General features: G+C 72.2%; 20 protein-coding genes and 1 pseudogene. 12 read left to right on the forward strand and 9 right to left on the reverse strand.

Going from position 1 to position 24,143, the window contains the following annotated elements; translation table 11 throughout:
* The first annotated feature begins 11 nt into the window (after positions 1-11).
* Positions 12-821: an endonuclease/exonuclease/phosphatase family protein gene (locus tag I4J89_RS01530; protein ID WP_196411955.1), complete on the forward strand. Its 810-nt coding sequence runs from the start codon at positions 12-14 to the stop codon at positions 819-821.
* 251 nt (positions 822-1,072) lie between these two features.
* Here the strand turns inward: I4J89_RS01530 and I4J89_RS51365 are convergent, their stop codons facing one another.
* Both I4J89_RS51365 and I4J89_RS51370 read right to left on the reverse strand, forming a co-directional pair.
* Positions 1,073-1,720 carry a response regulator gene (locus I4J89_RS51365; protein ID WP_196411956.1) on the reverse strand — a complete coding sequence of 216 codons (648 nt, stop codon included), beginning with the start codon at positions 1,718-1,720 and terminating at the stop codon, positions 1,073-1,075.
* Positions 1,717-3,750 carry a sensor histidine kinase gene (locus I4J89_RS51370; RefSeq protein ID WP_196411957.1) on the reverse strand — a complete coding sequence of 678 codons (2,034 nt, stop codon included), beginning with the start codon at positions 3,748-3,750 and terminating at the stop codon, positions 1,717-1,719. The genes I4J89_RS51365 and I4J89_RS51370 overlap by 4 nt, the downstream gene beginning before the upstream one ends.
* Before the next feature lie 158 nt (positions 3,751-3,908).
* On the opposite strand from I4J89_RS51370, the gene I4J89_RS01545 reads away from it, so the two are divergent.
* Complete coding sequence (locus tag I4J89_RS01545; RefSeq protein WP_196411958.1) at positions 3,909-4,538, forward strand: hypothetical protein; 630 nt, start codon at positions 3,909-3,911, stop codon at positions 4,536-4,538.
* Positions 4,539-4,723: 185 nt separating this feature from the next.
* Here I4J89_RS01545 and I4J89_RS01550 read toward each other — a convergent pair whose 3' ends face one another.
* Genes I4J89_RS01550 through I4J89_RS01560 form a run of 3 tightly spaced genes read right to left on the reverse strand, consistent with a single transcriptional unit; the run spans position 4,724 to position 7,095 of the window.
* Positions 4,724-5,290, reverse strand: coding sequence for a hypothetical protein (locus tag I4J89_RS01550; RefSeq protein ID WP_196411959.1), 567 nt, complete (start codon positions 5,288-5,290; stop codon positions 4,724-4,726).
* A 57-nt stretch (positions 5,291-5,347) separates the two neighbouring features.
* Positions 5,348-6,013, reverse strand: coding sequence for a response regulator transcription factor (locus I4J89_RS01555; protein WP_196411960.1), 666 nt, complete (start codon positions 6,011-6,013; stop codon positions 5,348-5,350).
* On the reverse strand, positions 6,010-7,095 hold the full coding sequence (locus tag I4J89_RS01560; RefSeq protein ID WP_196411961.1) for a sensor histidine kinase: 1,086 nt from the start codon (positions 7,093-7,095) through the stop codon (positions 6,010-6,012). The genes I4J89_RS01555 and I4J89_RS01560 overlap by 4 nt, the downstream gene beginning before the upstream one ends.
* Before the next feature lie 162 nt (positions 7,096-7,257).
* Here I4J89_RS01560 and I4J89_RS01565 point away from each other — a divergent pair, with 162 nt between their 5' ends.
* Positions 7,258-8,250, forward strand: a complete 993-nt coding sequence (locus I4J89_RS01565; RefSeq protein WP_196411962.1) for a glutathione S-transferase family protein — start codon at positions 7,258-7,260, stop codon at positions 8,248-8,250.
* Between the two features lie 11 nt (positions 8,251-8,261).
* On the opposite strand, the gene I4J89_RS01570 is transcribed toward I4J89_RS01565, so the two are convergent.
* Complete coding sequence (locus tag I4J89_RS01570) at positions 8,262-8,744, reverse strand: MarR family winged helix-turn-helix transcriptional regulator (protein ID WP_196411963.1); 483 nt, start codon at positions 8,742-8,744, stop codon at positions 8,262-8,264.
* A 77-nt stretch (positions 8,745-8,821) separates the two neighbouring features.
* Between I4J89_RS01570 and I4J89_RS49185 the strand changes: the two are divergent.
* Positions 8,822-9,577 (forward strand): annotated as a pseudogene (locus I4J89_RS49185) (EamA family transporter); the annotation flags it as partial.
* Between the two features lie 69 nt (positions 9,578-9,646).
* Here I4J89_RS49185 and I4J89_RS49190 read toward each other — a convergent pair.
* Positions 9,647-10,291, reverse strand: coding sequence for an NAD-dependent epimerase/dehydratase family protein (locus tag I4J89_RS49190; protein ID WP_230858161.1), 645 nt, complete (start codon positions 10,289-10,291; stop codon positions 9,647-9,649).
* 50 nt (positions 10,292-10,341) lie between these two features.
* On the opposite strand from I4J89_RS49190, the gene I4J89_RS01580 reads away from it, so the two are divergent.
* Genes I4J89_RS01580 through I4J89_RS01605 form a run of 6 tightly spaced genes read left to right on the forward strand, consistent with a single transcriptional unit; the run spans position 10,342 to position 19,080 of the window.
* Entirely contained in the window at positions 10,342-13,362 is a 3,021-nt protein-coding gene (locus I4J89_RS01580) for an SWIM zinc finger family protein (protein ID WP_196411965.1), read from the forward strand.
* Positions 13,359-14,420, forward strand: coding sequence for an ATP-binding protein (locus I4J89_RS01585; protein ID WP_196411966.1), 1,062 nt, complete (start codon positions 13,359-13,361; stop codon positions 14,418-14,420). The genes I4J89_RS01580 and I4J89_RS01585 overlap by 4 nt, the downstream gene beginning before the upstream one ends.
* Complete coding sequence (locus I4J89_RS01590) at positions 14,413-16,842, forward strand: DUF5682 family protein (RefSeq protein ID WP_230858162.1); 2,430 nt, start codon at positions 14,413-14,415, stop codon at positions 16,840-16,842. The genes I4J89_RS01585 and I4J89_RS01590 overlap by 8 nt, the downstream gene beginning before the upstream one ends.
* The gene (locus I4J89_RS01595; protein ID WP_196411967.1) at positions 16,839-17,045 is read left to right on the forward strand and encodes a hypothetical protein; all 207 of its coding nucleotides are present in this window, start codon (positions 16,839-16,841) and stop codon (positions 17,043-17,045) included. The genes I4J89_RS01590 and I4J89_RS01595 overlap by 4 nt, the downstream gene beginning before the upstream one ends.
* A 22-nt stretch (positions 17,046-17,067) precedes the next feature.
* Positions 17,068-18,258 (forward strand): VWA domain-containing protein, encoded by a 1,191-nt coding sequence (locus I4J89_RS01600; protein ID WP_309238144.1) that lies wholly within the window; start codon positions 17,068-17,070, stop codon positions 18,256-18,258.
* A 60-nt stretch (positions 18,259-18,318) separates the two neighbouring features.
* Positions 18,319-19,080, forward strand: a complete 762-nt coding sequence (locus I4J89_RS01605) for a class I SAM-dependent methyltransferase (protein ID WP_196411968.1) — start codon at positions 18,319-18,321, stop codon at positions 19,078-19,080.
* Between the two features lie 104 nt (positions 19,081-19,184).
* Here the strand turns inward: I4J89_RS01605 and I4J89_RS01610 are convergent, their stop codons facing one another.
* Positions 19,185-19,415: a hypothetical protein gene (locus I4J89_RS01610; RefSeq protein WP_196411969.1), complete on the reverse strand. Its 231-nt coding sequence runs from the start codon at positions 19,413-19,415 to the stop codon at positions 19,185-19,187.
* A 369-nt stretch (positions 19,416-19,784) separates the two neighbouring features.
* Here I4J89_RS01610 and I4J89_RS01615 point away from each other — a divergent pair, with 369 nt between their 5' ends.
* Entirely contained in the window at positions 19,785-20,510 is a 726-nt protein-coding gene (locus I4J89_RS01615) for a hypothetical protein (protein ID WP_196411970.1), read from the forward strand.
* A gap of 84 nt (positions 20,511-20,594) precedes the next feature.
* On the opposite strand, the gene I4J89_RS01620 is transcribed toward I4J89_RS01615, so the two are convergent.
* Positions 20,595-22,481, reverse strand: a complete 1,887-nt coding sequence (locus I4J89_RS01620; protein WP_196411971.1) for a S8 family peptidase — start codon at positions 22,479-22,481, stop codon at positions 20,595-20,597.
* A gap of 230 nt (positions 22,482-22,711) precedes the next feature.
* On the opposite strand from I4J89_RS01620, the gene I4J89_RS01625 reads away from it, so the two are divergent.
* Positions 22,712-23,500, forward strand: coding sequence for a hypothetical protein (locus I4J89_RS01625; protein WP_196411972.1), 789 nt, complete (start codon positions 22,712-22,714; stop codon positions 23,498-23,500).
* The last annotated feature ends 643 nt before the right edge of the window (positions 23,501-24,143 follow it).

Consider the following 24,143-nt stretch of genomic DNA (forward strand, 5'->3'; position numbering starts at 1 on the left):
TGATGCGAGTGATGACCTGGAACGTATGGTGGCGGTTCGGCGCGGACTGGCGGACTCGGGAGCGCCTCATCGCGGAGACGGTCGCCGAGCACGAGCCGGACCTGCTCGGCCTGGTGGAGAGCTGGGCGGCCGACGGGACGGACCAGCCGCACCGGCTGGCCGAGCGGCACGGCATGCACGCGGTGTGGGCGCCGTCCGGGCTACCACCCGAGCCGGAACCACCGGAGAATCCCGACCAGCGTGACGTCGGGATCGGAATCGGCCTGGTCAGCCGCTGGCCGATCCGCGCGACCGAGGTGCACGATCTGCCGAATCCGCAGCGTGGTGGCGTACCGCCGCGGGCACTGCTGGCCACGGTCGACCATCCGGCCGGCCCGTTGCACGTCATCGTCGGCTGCACCGAATGGGAGCCGGAGTACGCGGCGGACCACCTGGCGCAGTGCCGGGCCCTGGCGGCGCTCGCCACCGACGAGCGGCTGGACGGCGCGTTGCCGGTGCTGCTGGTCGGCGACCTGAACGCGGCGCCGGGGCAGATCGAGTTGATACCGCTGCTGGACGCGATGGTCGACACCTGGGCGGCGGGCGGAGGCGATCCGGAGGCGGTCACCCTCGATTCGGCCGTGCCGTACGCGCCGGCGGAGGCGGTGAAGCAGATCGACCGCCGGATCGACCACATCCTCGCCCGGCCCGGCCGGCCCGGTACGTCGCTGCGGATCAGCCGGGTGTTCCTGGCCGGCGATCGCCCGATCGAGGGGGTCTTCCCGTCGGATCACTACGCGGTCGGCGCCGACCTGGAGCTTTCACCGCGATCGCTGCAATGATTCGGAAAGCGCTCTCCGAGCCGTGCTATAAAGGCGGTCCGGGACCTGCCGTCCGGTATGCGCCGGACAGGCTGTCCACCACCGGGCGGCCGACTTGGGCTTCGATGGATCCGGCCGGCGCCGCGGACTGTGAACGTGCGCAGGCCGCCGTGATCCGGGCGAGGCGTCGCACACGGGGGGATGCCTCGCCCGCCGGCCCGGGCCGTTCCCGGCGGTCCGGGCCGTTCCCGGCGGTCCGGGCCGTTCCCGTGTCAGCGGCCGAGGCCGGCCTCGCGCGCCCGCACGATCGCCTCGGCCCGGTCCGCGACCTGCAATTTCGTGAAGACGTTGGAGACGTTGTTGCGGACCGTCTTCGGCGACAGGTAGAGGACCGAGGCGATCTGCGCGTTCGAGCGGCCCGCCGCGAGCAGTTCCAGGATCTCCCGCTCCCGCGCGGTGAGCTGCGGGAACGCGTCCGTGGGCGTGGGCGGGCCGGCGGCGAAGAACTCGGCGATGCGCAGCGCGAGGGTGGCTCCGAAGACCGCGCCGCCGGCCGCCACCGTGGTGATCGCCCGGACGATCTCCTCCTGCTCGGCGCCCTTCACCAGATAGCCACGGGCGCCGGCCCGGATCGCGGCGAAGACGGTGCCGTCGTCCTCCGACATGGTCAGCACCAGCACGCCGACCCCGGGCGCGTCGGCGGCCAGCCTGCGCGTGGCCTCCACACCGTTGAGCCGGGGCATCTGCACGTCCATCACCACGACGTCCGGCAGCAGACGGGTGGCCGCGGCGACCGCCTCCGCGCCGTCCGCGGCGGTGCCCGCGACCTCGATGCCGTCGACCGTGGCCAGCAGCATGGCCAGCCCGTCCCGGAAGATCGGGTGGTCGTCCGCCACGAGAACGCGAATCGGATCGGTCACTTGAGCACTCCCATGGGTAGCCGGGCCCGGACCGTGGTGCCGCGGTCGCCGGGGCACTCTATCCGGCACTCGCCGCCCAGCTCAGCGGCCCGTTCGCGGAGCGAGACCAGGCCGACGCCGGTCGGCGTGCCGGACGGGATGCCGACCCCGTCGTCGGTGATCTCGACGATCAGTTCACCGTCGGTGACGTCCAGGCGGATCCGGCAGGACGTCGCCGAGGCGTGCCGGACCACGTTCGTCAGGGCCTCCGAGGCGATCCGGTACGCGGCCACCTCCACCGCCGCCGGCAACTGGTCCAGGCCCTCGCCGTCGACCGTCACGGTGAGCCCGGGCGCCCGCAGCCGGGCCGCCTGCTGCCGGATCGCGCCGAGCAGGCCGACGTCGTCCAGCGCCGGCGGGCGCAGGTCGTGCACCAGGCGCCGCACGTCCGCGACCGCGGCTCCGGCGTCCTCCCGGGCCTGTTTCAGCAGCCGGTCCGCCTCCTGCGGGTTCTTGGCGGCCAGGTTGCGGGCGGTGTCGATGCGCAGCGCGACGCCGCCCAGCGTCGGGCCGAGCCCGTCGTGCAGGTCGCGGCGCAGGCGGCGCCGCTCCTCCTCCCGGGCCGCCACGATCAGCTCCCGGCTGCGCTGGAGCTCGCGCACCAGGTGCGCGGACCGGGCGGCGATCGCGGCCTGCCGCACCACGTCGCCGAGCAGGCGTTCGTCCCGCTTGGAGAGGGCGACCCGGGGACCGTCGGCGGGCAGCACGACCCGGCCCACGGTCTCCCCGCGGTAGCTGATCGGCAGCGTGGTGGCCGCGCCGGTAAGCGTCCCCAGCGTGGCGATCACCTTGGCGCCGCCGGGCTGATCCACCTCCACCGACACGTACGGCGAACGGAACGCCTCGGCGACCGCACGGGCCACGGCGAGCAGCTCGTCCTCCGGCGACGTGGACCGTTCCAGCTGCTCGGCGAGCCCGGCGACCACCCGGTACGGGTCGTCGCGCCGGCCGAGCACGAGTCGCCGGACGAGCAGCCACAGCCGGTGCCGCAGCGGCCCGTAGCCCGCGGTGACCAGCAGCAGGGCGACCACGGCGGCGTCCCGTTCCGGCAGGCTCTGCCCGAGCAGCAGACCGGTGACCCCGAGCACGCACGCGTCGACGATCAGGACGGTAACCGCCATCGCCGCGTACAGGACGGTGCCGCCGAGCAGCCGGTCGATGTCGAGCAGGGTGGGACGCACGATCGCCACGGCCACCACCGCGCCGGTGAAGCCGACCGTCGGGCCGAGCGCGATCGCGGACAGCTCGGGCAGGGCCAGGACCCCGGCGACCACCAGCAGATTGACGATCGCGGCCCAGAGCAGCCAGCGCATCCGCAGCCGGTCCTCACCGACCACGCTCCGGTACCGGTGGACGACCACCGCCACCGGCGCCAGCATCCCGAGCGGCAGAGCCAGGAACGACAGCTGCATGATCGCAACCCACCAGCCGTCGGGCAGCGCGATCGAGGTCGGGTCGAGGTTCAGACCGGCGAACGGCTCGGGCAGCGGCGTACCGGCCCGCTCCTGGGCGCTGGCGGCCGGCACGAACAGATGGACCACCGGCATCAGACCGGTCAGCGCGAGGCTCGCGTAGGCGAAGATCCGCCACCGCCCGTCGGGCAACCGGCCACTCGGATAGATCAGCAACAGCAGCGGGACCCAGATCATCAGCGCGGCGCCGAGCCGCTGATAGACGTAGAAGGCGGCCGAGGCGCCGGGCAGATCGAACCAGGTGGCGTAGCCCAGCCAACTCCCCGCGGTGGCGTCCAGGCACCAGTGCACGCCGGCCAGGCTGAGCAGCCAGGCGACCGGGTGCCGGGGCATCCGGCGCAGCAGCAGCGCGCCCGGGATCGCCAGGCCCAGCCCGGGTATCCCGGCGGTCCACGCCAGGTCGGCCTCGATCTGCTCGCGGTGGGCCGCCGGGACTCGCAGGTCCAGCAGCGAGGCACCGATCAGCGAACCGACCGACACCGCGACCACCACGACGGCCGCGAGCGATGCCCTCTTCACGCGCACATCGTCGCAGGCCAGGTGTCCCGTGGTCGCTGGGCGGATGTCCCGGGCCACCCGGGACATCGCAGAGGACGCGACCGGTGGCGCGCGGCCCTGCCCGCCCGGGACACGTCCCGACCAGAGTTCTCCCCGTCAACACCTCGGGAGGAAACGAAATGAGCATCAGCACCACGCCGGCCCCCGCCCGCACCGACGACCAGGCCACCACCTCTATCAGCACGAAGACCGTCCGCCGGACCGGGTGGGCGGTGGCGTTCGGGGCGGCCCTCTGGTCGGCGACGTACTTCGCCTTCAACCCGCAGAGCACCGACTCGACCGAGATGACGATCATCGACGTCGGCGCGCTGCCCGCCCAGTTCGCCCTCCTCGCCCTGGTGACCGTGCAGCTCAGGACCGGCGCGACCGGCGTCACCCGGGCCGCCCGGGCCATGCTCCGGGTCGAGATGGTCCTGCTCAGCCTCGCCACGCTGTGGACCGTGCTGCACGGTCTCGTACCGTCCTTCCGGGACGACCTGTGGCTGGCGATCCTGGACGTGTTCTGGCCGCTGTCGATGCTCGGCATGCTGGTGATCGGTGTGAAGATCGCCTTCGCCGGACGCTGGCAGGGCCTGGCCCGCTGGTACCCGCTGATCGCCGAGAGCTGGGTCTTCATCACCCTCCCCGCGATGGGCATCTTCGGCATCACGGTCGGCCGCTTCGTCGGCGCCACCCACCTGCTGGTCGGCTACGCCGCCCTGGGCGTCCTGCTCGCGCTGCGGCCGCAGCTGACCGGCGCCCGCGACTGATTCAAAACCTTTGAGGGGTACGCGTCAGCGGCCGTCCCGCCGGATTTCCGGCCGTCCCCGGAGGTCCACGCGGCCACCAGCCACACCGGGCCCCAGCGCGACCGCCGGGCCCATGCAGTCGATGAACCAGCCGCCACGCGCCAGCCGGATCCGCCGGCTGGCGCGTCACGCTGGGCCGGCTCCGGTTATCCGGCGGGCACCGGAGCGGGCTTGTCCGGCGCGGGCCGCAGCGTACGCAGGCCCAGGTAGAGGAAGGGCAGCAGGAGCACCAGGTCGGCCGCGTGGATCAGGAACTCCTCGCGGGTGATCCGGCTGAGCGGGAAGAGCAGGCCGCCGAGCACGATAAGCAACGCCACCGGGACCGGCGTGGCCCGGAGCTTGAGCAGCAGCGCGCCGAGCAGCATCAGTGAGATCGGGAAGAGCGGGCCGCAGAGCCAGTAGAGGACGTTCGCCGGCAGCAGGTACGCGTTGAGCAGCTCGATCGCCCTCTCGTGCGAGATCCCGAAGATCACCTCGTGGAGCGCCTGCACGCTGAAGGCGACCCCGCCGATCACCCCGAAGACGGTCATCGGGAGTGCGACCGCGACGTAGCGGGGTGCGCGCGGACGCAGCTGCTGGTAGACGCCGATCAAGCCGATCAGCCAGCAGCCGAGACCGATGCTGACGAGGGTGGCGCCGGTGGCGTCCGGGCCGTCACCCTTGGTGAAGAAGCCGGCGGCGAGAATGAGCGCCGGACCGAGAATGATGAACATGCGGCCGACGCTATGAACGATCGACGCCGACGGAATTCCCCGAGCGTGGCAGGGCGGCTACCACGGTCGTGGTACCCGGGCCAGCCCCCAGCGGTACGCGAAGACCACGAGTTGACCCCGGTCCCGGGCGCCGAGCTTGGTCATCGCCCGGTTGGTGTGCGTCTTCGCGGTCGCCGGGCTCATCCGCAGCCGATCCGCGATCTCCGAGGTCGACAGGCCGTCCGCGACCATCGCCACGACCTCGCGCTCCCGGGCGGTGAGCGTGCGGACCGCGGGCGGCGGACCGGAGCCCTCCGGCCTGGCGAAGGCGGCGATCAGACGGCGGGTCACGGCGGGTGCCAGCAGGGCGCCCCCGGCCGCGACCACCCGGACGGCGTGGCGCAGTTCGTCCGGGCTGACGTCCTTGAGCAGGAATCCGACGGCGCCGGCCTGGAGGGCGGAGTAGACGTACTCGTCCAGCTCGAAGGTGGTCAGCACGATCACCCGTACGCCGGGGAGCCGGTCGTCGCCGAGGATCCGGCGGGTCGCGGTCAGACCGTCGGTGCCGGGCATGCGTACGTCCATCAGCACCACGTCCGGCCGGTGCGCCCGGGTCAGCGCGATCGCCTCGTCGCCGTCGCCGGCCTCGGCCACCACCTCGATCTCCGGTACGCGCTCGAGCAGCACCCGGAAGCCGGCCCGGACCAGGGCCTCGTCATCGGCGATCAGGACACGCACCGTCATCCCGGCAGCCAGCCGCGGACCTCGAAGCCGCCTTCGCCACGTGGGCCGGCGCGCAGCCATCCGCCCAGGCCGCGAGCCCGTTCGACCATGCCCCGCAGGCCGTTGCCGGGCGGTCCGCCGCCGCCCCGGCCGTCGTCGTCGACGGCCAGCGACAGGCCGTCCGGCTGATAGCCCACCCGCACCTCGATGTGTCCCGCCCCGGAGTGCCGGACCGCGTTGGCGACCGCTTCCTGCAGGATCCGGTAGGCGGTCGCCTCCACCGCCCGCGGCAGCCGACGCGGGCTTCCCTCCCGGATCAGGACCGCTCCGGTGTCCGCGACCAGCTCCGGGAGGCGGTCGAGGGTGGGCGCGGGTGCCGCGGGGCGGTCGGTGAGCGGCTGCTCGCGGCTGCCGTCCCGCAGGACACCGACCGCCGCCCGCAGCTCGGCCATCGCGTCGCGGGCCGCCTGGCGGACCGTCTCCAGCGCCGCCCGGGCCCCCTCCGGGTCGTCGCGCTGGATCTCCGCGGCCACCCCGGCCTGCACGGCGACGACCGCGAGAGTGTGCGCGGTGACGTCGTGCAGCTCTCGCGCGATCCGGATCCGCTCCTGGGTGAGCTGGTGCTCCCGCTCCGCGTCGGCCATCGCCAGCCGGGCCCGGCGGCCGCGCACCACCTCGCCGAGCAGCAGCGCCGCCAGGAAGATGCCGGTCGAGCCGTCGAGGGTCGCGTCCAGCGGGCCGACGCCGGAGACGGCCATCCGGCTGTGGGCGTCCAGCAGGACGAGTGCACCGGCGAAGGTGAGGCCGAGACGGCGGTGCGGCGCGACCGCTACCGAATAGAGGGCGATCCACACCGGCACGGCCGGCGCGCCGCCGGGATAGCGGAGCACGTGGTAGGTGATGAAGAGCGCCCCGACCGCCGCGAGAGTCAGTGCGGGGAGCCGCCGCCGCAGGAGCAGGGCCAGCGCCATGGCGGCGACCAGCGCGTACGCCAGGGTGTCCGGTGCGCGGTCGGCGGGGAGGACCGGCGCGACGGCCACCCGGGCGGTGGCGAGTGCGAAGGCGAGGACCGCCGGCCCCACGTCGGTCATCCAGCGCCGCATGTCGACACGGTACGGAAGGAGAGCCCCGGAGGCGTACCACGAACGTGGTAGGCCACCGCATCAGCCCGGCGGTCGCCGGGCGGCCTGGGGTGGCAGGCGACCGCGCGGTAGTCGGGGGACTTCGCATGGGCGTACCCCTGAATTCGGGGTATTGGGGTTTTCATGGCCTACGTGAATCCGTCGGGTGAGTTCACCCGTGATCAGCGCTACATAGCCACCCGGATCACCGCCGACGGGCGGGACGGGTATCCGGTGGAGCCCGGCCGGTACCGGCTGGTCGTCAGCCGGGCGTGCCCGTGGGCGAACCGGTCGATCATCGTGCGGCGGCTGCTCGGGCTGGAAGACGTGCTCTCGATGGGCGTGTGCGGGCCGACGCATGACGAGCGGAGCTGGACCTTCGACCTGGATCCGGGCGGGCGGGATCCGGTGCTCGGGATCGAGCGCCTCCAGGAGGCGTTCCTGGCGCGGTTCCCGGACTACGACAAGGGCATCACGGTGCCGGCCATCGTGGACGTGCCGACCGGGAAGGTGGTCACCAACGACTTCGCGCAGATCACCGTCGACCTGTCGGTGGAGTGGGCGAAACACCATCGGGCGGGAGCGCCGCAGCTGTATCCGGCGGCGTTGCGGGACGAGATCGACTCGGTGAACGAGGTGGTCTTCAAGGACGTCAACAACGGGGTCTACCGGGCCGGGTTCGCGGGGTCGCAGGAGGCCTATTCCACCGCCTACGCGCGCCTGTTCGAGCGGCTGGACTGGCTGTCCGCGCGGCTGGAGGGGCAGCGTTACCTGGTCGGGGACACGATCACCGAGGCGGACGTCCGGCTGTTCACGACTCTGGTGCGCTTCGATGCCGTCTATCACGGGCACTTCAAGTGCAATCGGCAGAAGCTCAGCGAGATGCCCGTGCTGTGGGCCTATGCCCGGGATCTCTTCCAGACGCCGGGGTTCGGGGACACGATCGACTTCGGGCACATCAAGCGGCACTACTACGAGGTGCACCGGGACATCAATCCGACCGGGATCGTGCCGGACGGGCCGGATCTGAGCGGGTGGCTGACGCCGCACGGGCGGGAGGCGCTGGGTGGGCGGCCGTTCGGAGACGGCACTCCCCCTGGCCCGCCGCAGCCCGGGGAAGCGGTCGCTAGGGCCTGACTCGGAAGGCCCTAGCGGTCGTTGAGGAGGTCGCGGAGCAGGGAGTCCAGCTGGGCCCGCTTCGCCGGTGGCAGGTGGCCGAGGAGTCGTTGCTGCTCGGCGAGGCCGGCGCTGACCGCCTGGTCGGCCACCTCGAACCCCTTCTCGGTGAGGCGGACCAGCACGCCGCGCCGGTCCTCCGGGTCGGGTGAGCGGGCGACCAGCCCGGCCTTCTCCAGGCGGTCCACCCGGGCGGTGGTGCCGCCGGTGCTCAGCATCATCGAGGCGGAGAGCGCGCCCGGGGAGAGCTGGAACGGCTTGCCGGAGCGGCGCAGCGTGGCCAGGACGTCGAACTCGGGGCGGCCGATGCCGTAGGCGGCGTAGGCACGTTCGACGGCGTCGCCGGCCAGCCGGGCCAGCCGGTAGATCCGGCCGAACACACCCATCGCCTCGGTGTCCAGGTCGGGCCGCTCGCGTGCCCACTGCTCCAGGATCCGGTCCACGCCGTCGCTCATCACACCATTTTCTTGATGACAAGCTTCTCGAACAAGTTTATCTTTACATCGAGATACTTTCTATCGAGGGAGTTCCGATGCGGATCCTGCTGGTCACGGCGCTCACCCCCGCCGTGTGGGGGACGACGTACGCGGTGACGACCGAGTTCCTCCCGCCCGGGCGGCCACTGCTCAGCGGTCTGCTGCGGGCCCTGCCGGCCGGGCTCCTGCTGCTGGCGATCACCCGGGAGCTGCCCAAGGGGGCGTGGTGGTGGAAGTCGGCGGTGCTCGGGGCACTCAACATCGGGATCTTCTTCGCGTTGCTCTTCGTCACGGCGTACCGGCTGCCCGGTGGCATGGCGGCGGTTCTGGGCGCGGTGCAGCCGCTGCTGGTGGCCGGGCTCAGTGTGCTTCTGCTGGCTGAGCGGGTGGCTGTGCGTACCGTGCTCGCGGGTGTGCTCGGCGCCGCCGGCGTCGGCCTCGCCGTGCTCACCGCGAGCGCCCGGCTCGACGCGATCGGCGTGGTCGCCGGGCTGGCCGGTGCCGCCTCGATGGCGTTCGGCCTGGTTCTCACCAAGCGGTGGGGCCGGCCCGCGGTCTCCCTGCTGACCGCGACCGGATGGCAGCTCACCGCAGGCGGCCTGCTGCTCATCCCGATCACGCTGATGGTCGAGGGAGTGCCGGGGTCGCTCTCCGCGACGAACCTCGCGGGGTACGCCTACCTGTCGCTGATCGGGACGGCGCTGGCGTACACGATCTGGTTCCGCGGTCTGGAGCGCCTGCCCGCTTCGCGGGTCTCGCTGCTCGCCCAGCTGTCACCGGTGACCGCCACCCTGGTCGGCTGGGCCGCGCTCGGGCAGTCGCTGACCCCGGTGCAGCTGGCCGGCATGGTTCTCGCGGCCGGTGCCGTCATGTGGGGACAGTCAACGCATGTCCGCGCTGGTCACCACCCGGTTCGGGAAGCCGGTGCGAGCGGCGCGCAACATGGCCCGGCCGACCGCGTCGGTGGTGGTCACGTGCTTCGGGACCACGCGTCGCAGGATCGGCAGGAGCGGCGCGGTGAGGGCGTAGGCGGTGTTGTACCAGCCGGTCTTCGATCGGACGCCGTAGGTCGGCTGGATGAAGCCGGGGCGGAAGGCGTAGCCGTTCGGGAAGAGCGCCATGATCTCGTTCTCGGTGCGGCCCTTGACCCGGGACCACATGAGCCGGCTGTTCGGGTCGGTGCCGGCTCCGGAGACGTAGACGAAGGTGAGGTCCGGGTTCAGCCTCGCCAGCGGACGGGCGGCCGCCATCGGGAAGTCGTAGGAGATCCGGGTGTAAGCGGCCTCGTCCATGCCGACCGAGGAGACGCCGAGGCAGTAGAAACAGGCGTCGTAACCCGATAGGTCCGCCTCGATCGAGGTCAGATCGGCCAGGTCGGTGAGAATGGCCTCGTGCAGCTTCGGGTGGTGCAGGCCGGTGGGCGTACGGGTCACCGCCAGCACCCCGGTCACGTCCGGCGCGAGCAGGCACTCCCGCAGCACGCCCTGACCCACCATCCCGGTCGCCCCGAAGACGATCACGCGCATGCCCGCTCCTCCGATGCGAAAACGTCGTACCCCGGGCCTAGGGTCTCATCGTGCCCGTTGAACGATGGTCCATCCCCCAGGTCGAGGCTCTCGCACCCGACCCCGGCTCGCTCCGGAACGCACGGGGCGTCACCGGTCAGTTCTCCGCGACGGGCCGGCTAGACGAGATCCTCTGGGGCCTCTGCCGGAGCTATCAGGTGGCGGCCGACCTGGCCGGTCCGGCGTTCAAGTGCTCCTGCCCGAGCCGCAAGATCCCCTGCAAGCACGTGCTCGGGTTGCTGCTGGTCTGGGCCACCTCCGGCGTCGGTGGCGGGCCGGCACCCGAGTTCGCCACCACCTGGCAGGCGGCACGGGCGGCGCGGGCCAAGCCACGCGCCGCGTCCACACCCGATCCGGTGGCCGCAGCGAAACGGGCGCAGGAGCGGGCCGACCGGGTGACCGGCGGCATGACCGAGTTGCGCCGCTGGCTCGACGACCAGGTGGAGCAGGGGCTGGCCGGTTTCGCCCGGGCCGGCCGGCAGACGTTCGAGCCGATGGCGGCCCGCCTGGTCGACGCGCAGGCCCCGGGTCCGGCCGGTGCGCTCCGGCGGCTCTCCGGCGTCGCCGGCATCGGCCCGCAGTGGGCCGACCGGGTTCTCGGCGAGCTCGCGATGCTCCGGCTGCTGGTCACCGCGCATGACCGGCTCGACTCGCTCGCGGCACCCCTGGCCGCGACCGTGCGTTCCCGGATCGGCTTTCCCACCTCGACCGATGACGTCCTGTCCGGTCCCCGCGTCACCGACCGCTGGCAGGTCCTCGGCCAGACCGAGTCCGACGACGGCGCGCTGACCACCCGGCGCACCTGGTTGCGCGGCGCCGCGACCGGCCGGTTCGCGCTGGTGCTGTCGTTCGCGGCACCCGGCCAGGCGCTCACCGCCGACCTGGTGCCGGGCACCGAATTCCGCGGCGACCTCTGCTTCTACCCCGGCTCGGCACCGCTGCGCGCGCTCGTCGCCGAGCGCGTCTCCGCCGCCGAGCCCTTCGCCTCGCCCGACGGCGCCGGCCCGATCCGGGCGGCTCTCTCCGGCTGGGCGTCGATCCTGGCCGCGGAGCCCTGGCGGTTCGACGCACCGATGCTGCTCGCCGATGTCATCCCGGCGTCCGATGGTCACCTGGTGGACGCGGCCGGCGATGCCCTGCCGCTGGCGCCCGGCCACGGTGAGCCGTGGTGGCTGCTCGCCGCGGCGGGCGCGGCGCCGGCGACAGTGGCCGCGGAGTGGTCGCCGGCCGGGCTGCGGCCCCTGGCCGCCTGGGTGGACGGCTCCTTCGTGCCCGCGGGTGCGCCTGTTCCGGCTTTCGGGGCGCGGCGCGCGCCGGAGTTGCCGCCGGAGCTGCTGGCGGCGGCTCTGGTGGGCACCGGGCGGCGGCCGTGGGCCAGCGAGACGGTGCACGCCGGGTCACTGGTGGTCGAGATGGGCGCTGCGGCCACTGGGCCGGCCGTCGCCGGCGCCCCGGCGGGTGGGCCGGCCGCCGCGAGCGGCCCGGCGGGCGAGGTCCCTCCTGGCGTGACCGGTGGAGGGTGGTCGGCGGCTTCGGCGCTGCTGGAGGCCGCTGCGGTTGCTCTGACCTGCCGCCGGGCCGGCATCGTTCCGGAGATCGGCCGGGTGCCGGTTCCCGCCGCGCCCGCGGAGACCGCCCCGCTTCTGCCTTCCGCCGCTTCGGCCCGGCTGGCGCGGATCCTCGGCGGTGGGGCGCCCGGCGGGAGCCATCTGGAGCAGGAGCTCCTGGCGCAGTGGCTGGCGGCGGCCGCCGCCCGCGGTGGCCTCGTGCCACCGGCGATGCTTCCGGCCCTGCTCGACGCCGGCCGGCGCAACACCACGATCCGCACCGAGCTGGCCCTGGTGGCCGGGCGGCGCGGCGCCTGGCTGGCCGAGCAGCGCGGCGACTGGAGCTGGCTCCTCGACGAGGCCGTCCCGGTGAGCATCGCGGACTGGCACACCGCCACCGGTTCCGAGCGGCTCAGCCACCTGGCCGCGCTGCGGCGCACGGATCCGGACCAGGCCAGGGAGCTCGTGGAGAGCGACTGGAGGAGCGAGTCCTCGGAAAACCGGGCCCGCTTCCTCACCACCTTCGCCACCGGGCTGTCGCTACGGGACGAGCCGTTGCTGGAGACCGCGCTCGACGATCGCCGCAAGGAGGTTCGCGAGGCTGCGCTGGATCTCCTCCGGCAGCTGCCGGGCGCACAGCTCGGCCGCCGGATGGCGGAGCGGGCGCATGCCGCCGTCCGGCTGATCGGCTACGCATCGCCCGGGCGGCCGCGCGCCGCCTCCCCGCCCAGCCCGGCGCCCGCCGCCTCCCCGCCCAGCCCGGCGCCCGCCGCCGCTTTCCCGGCCGGCCCGGCGCGCGCCGCTGTTTCGCCGCCTGGCCCGGCGCGGCTGGTCGTCGAGCCGCCGGAGGAGCTGGATCCGGCGTTGCGCCGGGATGGGGTCGGTGCCGCGCCGGTGCGCGGCATCGGTGCTGGGGCGTGGCTGCTGGAAGAGGTGGTGGCGGGCACTCCGCTGGAGACCTGGACCGAACTGGAGCCGGCCGGTTACCTGGCGGTGGCCCGCGGCCACGACTGGGCCAACCCGCTGCTGCACGGCTGGGCCAAGGCCGCCGTCACACAGCGCAACGCTGCCTGGGCGGTCGCGCTGCTCGAAACCGACTCCGGCACACTGCGAGAGGCGGTGCGCTGGGACCTGCACCTGGTGCTGCCACCGGACCGGCTGGCCGGGCTCGCCGCCGACGCGCTGCGGGCCGGGGACGGCTCCGCTCATCGGCTCCTCGCCCTGCACCCGGGCCCGTGGCCGGACCATCTCGCGGCCACCGTGCTGGAGACGGTCGCGGCCCGGGCGCGTACCGATCGGCACACCTGGCAGCTCGGCGAGCTGTGCCGGACCGCCGCGCTCGCCATGCCCCCGGCGTACGCGGATCTGGCCGGGCGGCTCGCCGCCCAGCTGGACCAGCTCGTCGACCCGACCCGGGTGCGGCCGGTGACCGACCTGGCCCGCACCCTCACCTACCGCCACGAGATGCTTCAGGAGCTTCAGTGACCGCACTGCGACCGCACGCCGAGGACCAGTACGCCGAGGAGCTGTCCCTGCTCGCTGCCGCCGACGACCGGCCGCGTCCGCCGGGCTGGCGGCTGTCGCCGCAGGCCGTGGTCACCTACCTGCTCGGCGACGGCGCCAAGATCTCCCCGAAGTACGTGGGCCCACGCCGCCTCATCGAGGTCGCGGTCGCCACCCTCGCCACCGACCGGGCGCTGCTGCTGCTCGGCGTACCGGGTACCGCGAAGACCTGGGTCTCCGAGCACCTGGCGGCGGCCGTCTCCGGCGACTCGACGCTGCTGGTGCAGGGCACGGCGGGCACCGCCGAGGAGGCGATCCGGTACGGGTGGAACTACGCCCGCCTGCTCGCCGAGGGCCCCACCGACGCCGCCCTGGTGCCGAGCCCGATCATGCGGGCCATGCGGACCGGCGCGATCGCGCGACTCGAGGAGCTGACCCGGGTCCCGTCCGACGTGCAGGACGCCCTGATCACCATCCTCTCCGAGAAGACGTTGCCGGTGCCGGAGCTGAACACGGAGGTGCAGGCTCAGCGCGGGTTCAACCTGATCGCCACCGCCAACGACCGGGACCGCGGGGTGAACGAGCTGTCCAGCGCCCTGCGCCGCCGGTTCAACACCGTGGTGCTGCCGATGCCGGCCAGCGCCGACGACGAGGTGGAGATCGTCGCCCGGCGGGTCGCCCAGCTCGGCCGTTCGCTGGAACTGCCGGAGGTGCCGGCCGCGCTGGAGGAGATCCGCCGGGTCGTCACGGTCTTCCGCGAGCTGCGGTCCGGGATGACCGAGGACGGCCGGACCAAGCTCAAGTCCCCCACCGGCACGCTCTCCACCGCGGAGGCCATCTCGGTGGTCACCAACGGGATCGCGCTCGCCGCCCACTTCGGCGACGGCACCCTGCACCCCGGCGACGTGGCCGCCGGGATCGTCGGCGCCGTGATCAAGGACCCGGTCTCCGACGGTGTCGTCTGGCGGGAGTACCTGGAGACCGTCGTCCGCGAGAGGGACGGCTGGCGCGACTTCTACCGGGCTGCCCGCGATGCCTGAACGGTTCTACGGGATCCGGCACCACGGGCCCGGCTCGGCCCGGGCCGTGGTCCGCGAGTTGGACGCGCACCCGCCCGGCGTGCTGCTGGTCGAGGGCCCACCAGAGGCCGACGACCTGGTGCGCTGGGTGGCGGACGAGGGTCTGGAACCACCGGTCGCGCTGCTGGGGTACGCGGTGGACGATCCGGGACGGGCCGCGTTCTGGCCGTTCGCCGTCTTCTCCCCGGAATGGCAGGCGATCAGCTGGGCGGTCCGGCACGACGTGCCGGTGCGGTTCTTCGATCTTCCGTACGCGTACCGGGTCGCCCCCCGCTCCGGCCCGGCCAGGGACGTCCCGCCGCAGCCCGCCGACTCTCTCTTCTCGGCGGCCGCAGACGTCGAGGCTCCGGAATCGGCGCCGGTGCGGCCGGTCGATCCGATCGGGGAGCTGGCCGCCGCAGCCGGGTACGACGATCCGGAACGCTGGTGGGAGGACGTCGTCGAGCACCGGGGCGTGCCGGTCTTCGAGGCGATCGCGGAGGCGATGACGGCCATCCGGGAGAGCGCGCCGGAGGATCCGGACGATCTGCTCCGCGAGGCGTACATGCGGACGGTACTGCGGGAGGAGCGGCGCCGGCACGACGACATCGCGGTGGTGTGCGGGGCCTGGCATGTGCCGGCGCTCGCCCGCAAGGTGCCGGTCAAGGACGACACCGCGCTGCTCAAGGGCCGCCGCAAGGGGAAGGTCGCGATCACCTGGGTGCCGTGGACGTACGGGCGGTTGGCGTCCTGGTCCGGTTACGGCGCGGGGGTGCGGTCGCCGGGGTGGTATCACCACCTGTTCACGTCGGCTGACGAGGTGGTGCCGCGGTGGCTGGTGGACGCGGCGGGGGTGTTGCGCGCGGAGGGCGTACCGACGTCGTCGGCGCACGTCATCGAGGCGACCCGGCTCGCTGAGGCCCTCGCTACGCTGCGGGGACGGCCCCTCGCCGGGCTGGCCGAGGTCACCGAGGCCGCCGAGGCGGTGATGTGCGACGGCGAACCGCTCCGCACCGAGCTGATCTCCCGGCGCCTGGTCGTCGGGGAACGCCTCGGCGCGGTGCCCGACGAGATGCCGGCCGTCCCGCTCGCCCGCGACCTCACCGCACAGCAGCGTTCGGTACGCCTCAAGCCGGAGCCCACCGAGCGCACCCTCGACCTGGACCTGCGCCGCGACAACGACCTGCGCCGCAGCCGGCTGCTCCACCGGCTCCGGGTCCTGGACGTGCCGTGGGGCGAGCGCACCACCCGGCGGAGCACCGGAACGTTCCGGGAGGAGTGGCGGATCCGCTGGCAGCCGGAGTTCGCGGTGCGGCTGGTCGAGGGCAGCATGTGGGGCACGACGGTGGTCGCGGCGGCGACCGCCCGGGTGACCCGGCAGGCCCGGGCCGCGAGCAGTCTCGCCGAGGTCACCGGGCTCGTGGAGACCTGCCTGCTGGCGGATCTGGCGGACGCGTACCCGGCGGTGCTCGCCGCCTTGGACACCCGGGCCGCGCTCGATGCGGACGTGCACCACCTGATGGCGGCGATCCCCGCGCTCGCCCGGACCCTGCGGTACGGGGACGTACGGCGTACCGATGTGGCCGGGCTCGCCACGGTGACCGCCGGGCTGCTCGGCCGGGTCTGCGCCGGGCTGCCGTCGGCGGCCGGCTCGCTCTCCGACGACGCGGCGAAGCAGTTCCGTGACGGTGTGGACGGCGTGCACCAGGCGGTGGGACTGCTCGCCGACGAGAGGCTGCGCGAGCTGTGGTTCACCACGATCGAGTCGCTGGCCACGCGGCCCGACCTGCACGGCTTGCCGGCCGGCCGGCTGACCCGCCTGCTGCTCGACGCGGGCCGGCTGGACGCCGCCGAAGTCCGCCGCCGGATGCGGCTCCCGCTGACCGTGGGTACCCCGCCCGCCCACGCCGCGGCATGGGTGGAAGGATTCCTCTCCGGGGGCGGACTGCTGCTGGTGCACGACGACGCCTTGCTCGCGCTGGTCGACGACTGGCTGGCGGACATCCCGGCGGACGCCTTCGACGACGTGCTGCCGCTGCTACGCCGTACTTTCGGTGGTTTCGACGCCGGCGAGCGGCGGGCCATCGGCGAGCGGGTGGCGGGTGACCGCGCGAAACGCGGGGCGGAAGCCGGCGCCGTTGATCCGGAGCGGGCGGCGACGGTGCTGCCGGTGCTCAGCGCCCTGCTCGGGCGCGAACTGCGTGCCGGGGGCTCGAATCCGTTCGCTCTTCCGCCCGTCGAGCCGGACACTGTCCGCAACCGTGCGTCACGCCACCGTCCGGCCGCACCAATCCTTCCGCCCGCCCTTCCAACCCCCGGTCCGAAGACCGGCGACCCGGGCACACCCACCTATAACACCCTCGGGCCCCATGCCGGCGGCCCGAGTTCATCGGAGGAAACATGATCGAGAAGCAGATCGAACCGGAGCGGACCGCAGCGGACGGGCCGGTGGTCGAGCAACGCCGGCCGCAGGTGCCGGACGTGTGGTTCAGCAGCCCTCCGGAAGAGGAGCCTCTCGACGAGAAGCCGAGCCTGGACACCGGCATGCAGATGCTGTTCAGCAGTTCGTCCCAGCAGACGCAGCCGACCACCCGGCAGGCGCCGTGATCGACCCCGCACGGGAGGCGTGGTGACTGGGGGAACAGAGGCCGGTCGGGAGCGGGCCCGGCGGTGGCGGCTGGTGCTCGGCGGAGCGGCCGAGGAGTCGCTCGGTGCGGCGGCCGGCCGGGACGGGGCGATGGATGCCGCACTCGCCGCTCTCTACGACGGTGGGGACGGCGGCGACGGGCCGTCCGACAAGCGTTCCGCCGGACTGGGCGGCTCGGCGCCGAAGGTGGCCCGCTGGCTCGGCGACATCCGGGAGTACTTCCCCAGCACGGTGGTCCAGGTCATGCAGGCCGACGCCATCGAGCGGCTGGACCTCACCCGGCTGCTCCTGGAACCGGAGATGCTCGCCGCCGTCGAACCGGACGTGCACCTGGTCGGGACGCTGCTCTCGCTGAACCGGGTGATGCCCGACAAGACCAAGGAGACCGCCCGCCAGGTGGTCCGGAAAGTCGTCGAGCAGCTGGAACGCCGGATCGAGCAGAAGACCCGGGCGGCCGTGACCGGCGCGCTGAACCGGGCCGCACGGATCAGCCGGCCCCGGCACGCCGACATCGACTGGGACCGGACGATCCTCGCCAACCTCAAGCACTACCAGGCCGAACACCGCACCGTGATCCCGGAACGGCTGATCGGGTACGGGCGACGCGGCACCTCGGTGCAGCGCGACGTGGTGCTCTGCGTCGACCAGTCCGGGTCGATGGCGGCGTCGGTGGTGTTCTCCGGAGTGTTCGCCGCGGTGCTCGCGTCGATGCGATCGCTGCGCACCTCGCTGGTCGTCTTCGACACCAGCGTGGTCGATCTGACGGAGCAGCTCAGCGATCCGGTGGAGGTGCTGTTCGGGACGCAGCTCGGCGGGGGGACGGATATCAACCGGGCTGTCGCGTACAGCCAGCAGTTGATCACGCGGCCTCGGGACAGCATCTTTGTGCTGATCAGCGACCTGTATGAGGGCGGGATCCGGGAGGAGATGCTGCGGCGGGTGGCGGAGATGACCGCGGCGGGCGTACAGGTGGTGGTGTTGCTGGCCCTCTCCGACGAGGGCGCGCCCTCCTACGACCACGAGAACGCGGCGGCGCTGGCGGCGCTGGGAGTTCCGGCATTCGCTTGTACGCCGGACGCGTTCCCGGACCTGATGGCCGCCGCGATCGAACGCCGGGACCTGAAGGCTTTCGCCGAACGCCTCACCGACCAGCGGGCGACAACCGGTCGTTGATCCAGCCTCCCCCGCGGGCCGGGGTGTCGAAGGTGGACCAAAGTAACTACCGTATGGGCCATGACTGCTTACTTGAATGACCCGGAGGTCTGGCAGGAGAGCTGGAATCGTCAGCAGGAAGCTTTCATACCGGATCGGGAGCACCGGTTCGCGACCATGCTCGACGCCGTCGCGGCGATCACCGAGGGCAGGCCACCGCGGTTGCTCGACCTCGCCGGCGGCACCGGCACGATTTCGCTGCGTACGCTCGCTCGTTTCCCCGGCGCCCAGGTCACCGTGCTGGACCAGGACCCGGTGCTGCTGACGATCGCCAAATCCTCGCTGCGGGACCGCGCCACCATCGTCGACGCGGACCTCGGCGACTCCGGCTGGCGGGCGAAACTTCCGGAGGACGGCTTCGACGCGGTGCTGACCGCCACCGCGCTGCACTGGCTGCCGGCCGAGCGGGTCAGCACGCTCTACGCGGAGATCCGCGAGGTGCTTCGCCCGGGCGGCGTCTTCGCGAACGCCGACCACATGCCGGAGGAGAGCCTGCCGATCCTCTCCGGCAAGCTACGCGATCACGCGCGGGTGAAGCGCGAGGCCCGGTACGCGGCCGGCGCCTCCACCTCCTGGCCCGAGTGGTGGGCCCGCGCCGCCGCCGACGAACAGCTCGCACCGAAGGCCGCTGAGCGGGCACGCATCTACCCGGCGAAGGACCACGACCAGGAGTGGTTCCCACCGGCCGCCTGGCACGTGGAGGCGCTGCGCACGGCCGGCTATCGCGAGGCCGGCGTGATCTGGCGCGGCGGCACCGACGCCGCGGTGGCCGCCCTACGCTGACCACTTCAAGCGGTGATCTTGCTCGGCCCACGCTGAATGCTGTCTCAACGGCCGCCAGACAGCACCCACGTTGGGCCGGACAAGACCCTGACTACGGAAGCCGGCTAGTTGGTCCAGCGGAGGAAGCGGTCGAACAGCTCAGAAGCTGGAGCCTTCGGCATGTCGCGGGCCGCTTCCTCCAGGTGGTCCCACATGAGGACGGCGAGGTCGACCCGGCTCAGTTCGGCGGCCAGGCGTTCGCGGGCCGGGTCGCACGGCCAAGGGTCACCGCAGGCGCGGCATCGCCAGGACGGCCGGTCGGGTACGTGGTCGGCGCGCTCGTCGGGCGCGGTCATGGCCGGTCGCTGGGTCTTCCGGACGCACCGTGCCGCACGTGGGCCCCTTCCCATGGAGCGGGCGCGACGGAGGGGCTCGGGTCCGCCGCCATCGCACCCTGTCCCAACACATTGCGCGCGCATTGGCGGCCCGGTCAACCGCCGGGGCCGTGCCTCCCTTCTCCGGGTGACGCGTGCCGCCCGCAGGAGGGTCTTCGATCGGGTACGCGGCCTGCGGCAGTGAATATCACCCAGAGCGACTGACCGACTTCCGACAGTGCCGGGTTTCCGGTGTGGCCGATGTGGCTACCTTGCCGATTCCCGCCCGATATGTACCGATCTTTGGAAGCATGGGGTTCCCGACGGCCCGAGTACCCGGAGGACGGTGACATGGCCAACGACGAACAACGGGAACCCGAACCCCAGACCGCCCTGTACGCCTCGGCGGCGGCCACCACGCCGCAGCGCCGGGAGCGCCGGCGCAAGCAAGCGGTGGTCGGCCTGACCGGTGCGGCCGCCGTGCTGGCCGGGGCCGGTTTCCTGGCCACCCAACTGATGAACGCCGAGCAGCCGAGCCTGCCCGAACCGGCCGCCCTGGCGCCACTGACCGCGTCGACAGCGGCCACGGCCAGTTCGGCGCCAAGCGTTGAGCCTTCGGTTACCCGTACATCCAAAGTTCCTAAGCCGGCGGAGCCGGTGGAGCGCAGCCCGGCACCCACGGTGAGCCGGACGCCGGACCCCGCGCCGACGCCCACGTCGGCCGCGACGGATCGGAGCAGCAAGCTGGGCGTGCGAGCGCAAGACGGCGTCAACGAGCGGACCGAGGCCCTGGAGAACGGCACGATCCGGATCGTGAGCGCGCGGCGGGACCTGACCGGCGAGCGTGAGCTGCAACTGGCCGGCGACAAGGGCAGACCGATCGGCAACGGTGTCTGGTGTACGAGCGATGTCCGGATGGCCGCGGGGGCGCCGGCCGAGGAGCGGCCGACGGTGCTGCTGTGCTGGCGCACGTCGAAGGCCCGCAGCGTGGTGACCATGGCGGTGGTCACGAATGGCGAGGCCCCGACCGCCAGGAGCGTCGACATCATCGGCGAGGAATGGGCGAAGCTCGGTTGACGCCGGAGCGGCGGCCCGCCAGTCGCTGGGCAAAGAAAAATCGCGGCAGGGCGTGAAGCCCTGCCGCGATTTCTGTCGTGTTCGTCAGGCGGTGACGGTCGGGCTGGTCGCGCCCAGTACCGCGGCGGTGTCCGGCAGCACGACGCGGTACTGCTGGCCGCGGACCAGACCACCGATGCGGACGCTGGCCGAAGCCTTGAACGTCAGGACGGTCTTCCAGGTGCCCCGGACGTTCTGCTGGACCTGGGCGGTCTGGCCGGTCGCACCGTTGATGGTGATCGTCATGAGGCCCGTGCCGGAGCGGACGGCGTTCACCGTGGCACGCACCTTGTAGCCGACCTTGGCCGAGGTCACGGCCGTGGTCGTGTTCGACTCGGCGACCTGGACATAGACCTCGTACGACGCCTTGGCCGTGCGGGTCACCGCGACGGTGCCGGCCTCGGTGGTCTTGGTGTCGGTGCACTGCACCGCACCGCCGGCCTCGGAGACGCAGACCGAGACGCCCTGCAGCGCCCACGCCTTGCCGCCGGCCTGCACCGAGAAGGTGGTGACGGTGCTGGTGCCGTAAGCAACCTCGGGCGAGGTGCTGTTGACGGTGATCACCGGGGTGACCTTGCCCGGCACGGTCGTCACCGGGGCGCCCGTGGTGGGAGCGGTGGTGACCGGCGCGGAGGTCGGAGCCTTGGTCGGCGCGCTGGTGACCGGCGCGCCGGTGCTCGGAGCCGTGGGTGCGGTGGTCGGAGCCGTGGTGGGCGGCGTGGTCACCGGAGCGACGGCGGCCAGCGCGGCCACCGGGTCGACGCGCCCGTTGCCGTAGTCCTTGTCGAAGCCCTTCGTGCCCAGGTCGACCGCGGTCTCCTCCATGGCGGCCTCGATCTGGTCCGGCGTCAGCGCCGGGTTGGCGGCCTTCAGCAGCGCGGCAACCGCCGCGATGTGCGGCGAGGCCATCGAGGTGCCGTTCATCGACTTGTACGCGGAACCGAGCGCCGTCGGGTAGGTGCTGAGGATGTTGCTGCCCGGGGCCGCCACGTCCACGTAGCTGCCGGCGTTGGAGTAGCTGCCGTAGCGGTCGTTGGAGTCGGTGGCCGCCACCGCGATCACACCGGCGTCAGCGGCGGGGTACGAGATGGGGCTGCCCGAGGTACGGCTGTTGCCGGCCGCCGCGATGACGGTGACACCCTTGCTACGGGCGTAGTTGACCGCGTTGGTGACAGCGGTGACCTTCTGGGTCGAGCCGAGCGACATGTTGATGACCTGGGCACCGTGGTCGGTGGCCCAGATGATGCCCTCGGCGGCGTCGGACATGTTGCCGCTGCCGTTCGAGCCGAGCGCCTTGACCGGCAGAATCTTCGCGTTCGGGGCGACAGCCGAGATACCGACGCCGTTGCCGGTGACCGCCGAGATCGTGCCCGCCACGTGCGTGCCGTGCCCGTTGCCGTCGGTGATCGTGCCGGCCTTGTTGCTGATCGCGTCGTAGCCGCTGAGCACGTTGCCGGCCAGGTCCGGGTGCTTGGAGTCGACACCGGAGTCGATCACCGCGACGGTGACGTTCTCACCGGTCGACTTCTTCCACGCCTCGGCGATCTTCAGCTTCGAGAAGTCCCACTGCTGGCTCCGCGACGGGTCCGAGCCGGTCGGGATGCCGAGCGCGTACATCTTGGCGTCGACCTCGACGCTCACCGCGTCCTCGGCGCCCTGGCCGTCCTCGACCAGCTTGGCCGCGGAGGCCTTGTCGGTGGCCTCCTTGACGGTGATCACCGGCTTGCCGTCCTCGCCGATCGTCGTGGTGACGACCCGGGCGGGCTTCTCGGCGGAGACGGTGGCCGGGAGCAGCTGCTCCGGGCTGGCGGTCAAGCCGTAGGTGACGGGCTCCCAGCCCGCCGAGCCGGTCGGAAGAGCGAACGCACCGACAGCGGCAAGAGCACCGATAGCGGCGGTGGCGACGGCGTACCTACGGATCTGAACCTTCATCAAGCGCTTCCCTCTCCCCCGTTTTGCTTACGGGAATCAGATTCGGAGGGGACGGTTGTGACAGCCGGTGTCGGAACGTTGCGCCTCGGTAGCACAGCAGAAGAGCCGGTGCGGCGGCTTTCTCGGTCGAGCCTGAGGATCGGCTGGAAGTATCCGGATTCGAGCGGATGTGTCCTCACGTTTTGGAAGCATGAAGGCTCACGAAGCCGACAAAACCGGAGGACAGCGGCATGACCGACCATGAGCAGCAACCACCGGCAACCGAGGAGGGCGCTGCTGCGGCGCCGGCTCGGCGCGGCAAGCGCCGCCGGCTCGCCTTAATCGGTACGGGCGCGGCGGCGGTAGTGCTGGCGGGTGGGGCGTTACTGGCGGCTCAGTCCAGTGACTCCCAGCAGAGCCTGCCGGAGCCGGCGGCGATGGCGCCGTTGAGTACAGCTACGCCGATGGCGCCGGTGTCCGCCGCGGTGGCGGCGGCATCGTTGGAGGCGGTGGCGTCGAGTGCACCGGCCAGCCCTGCCAGCTCCGCCGGCCTTGTCAGCTCCGCCAGCGCGTCGCCGGCGCCGAAGATGGAAGAGCGTAAGCAGGCCTCGCGGTCTGAGGAGAAGACTTCCGCCGAAGTTCGCCGGAAGATCAAGGAAGCGCGAGCCAAGGCCGCAGCGGACGGGGTTCCGCTCAAGCGCCCGTTGAAGCAGGCGGCCGCAGGGGAAGCCGCAGTCAGCGAGCGTACGGTGCAGACGAAGAACGGCACTATCCGGGTGACTACCGCACGGGACGACCTGACCGGTCAGCGCGCGCTGGCGATCGCGGCCGACAAAGGCGAGCGGGTTGGGAGTGCGAACTGCACCAACAGGATTCGCTTCAGCGCAGGGGTACCGGCGCGGGAGCGGCCTAGTCTGCTGCTCTGCTGGCGGACGTCGGCTCAGCGGAGTGTGGTGACGATGGCGGTTACGCCGAACGGCAAGCCGAAGGCTGCGGAGAGTGTCGCGATCATCGACAAGGAGTGGGCGAAGCTCGGCTGACCGGCCAGCATGGACGCCGGCTGCGGTAGCGGGTGGCGCGGCCGGCCTCATGTAGACGCTGCGATTCGCCGCCGCCCCGGCAGGAGATCAACGGGCACTGGAACTCCCGTTGCGCATGGACTGCGGCAAGGCATGGCAAGCAGGCATGACTACCCGCTGCCTTAAAATAGGCAGAAAGAATCCGACCGAACGCACAGCGACATCGCAAATGGCGTTCAGTGCGCGATGTCGTGAGCAACGTTTGGCAGCTCGCGGTGTGCCATAGCGGTGAGCGGATCGGCCAGTCTCTCGGAGCCTATGCGATTGCCATAGGCCTCGTATCGGGATTGGCCTACGTTCTCGAAAGCTCTAAATACGACGCACAGCGCCGACCCACACCGCTGTGGACGAGTGGGCGTTTGACCGATCGCGACATGAATCATCGGCCGGTGCTTCCTTCCGGCTTGCATTGCTGCGCCGGATACGGATTCGCGAGGCGCGCATACCGCGGGCAGACGTCTGACCAACCCTGATGCGCGACGGTCGCGGGCAGACCGAAAGTAAGGTGCGTGAATTTATCGCGCGAACCTCCCGACATTATGCCCGTGGGATTTGCCGTGTGCGCACTAATAGCCGCGATAGTCCGACGCGCTTTTGCAAAGTC

This window comes from Actinoplanes aureus, from assembly GCF_015704865.1.
Taxonomy (GTDB): Bacteria; Actinomycetota; Actinomycetes; order Mycobacteriales; family Micromonosporaceae; genus Actinoplanes; species Actinoplanes aureus.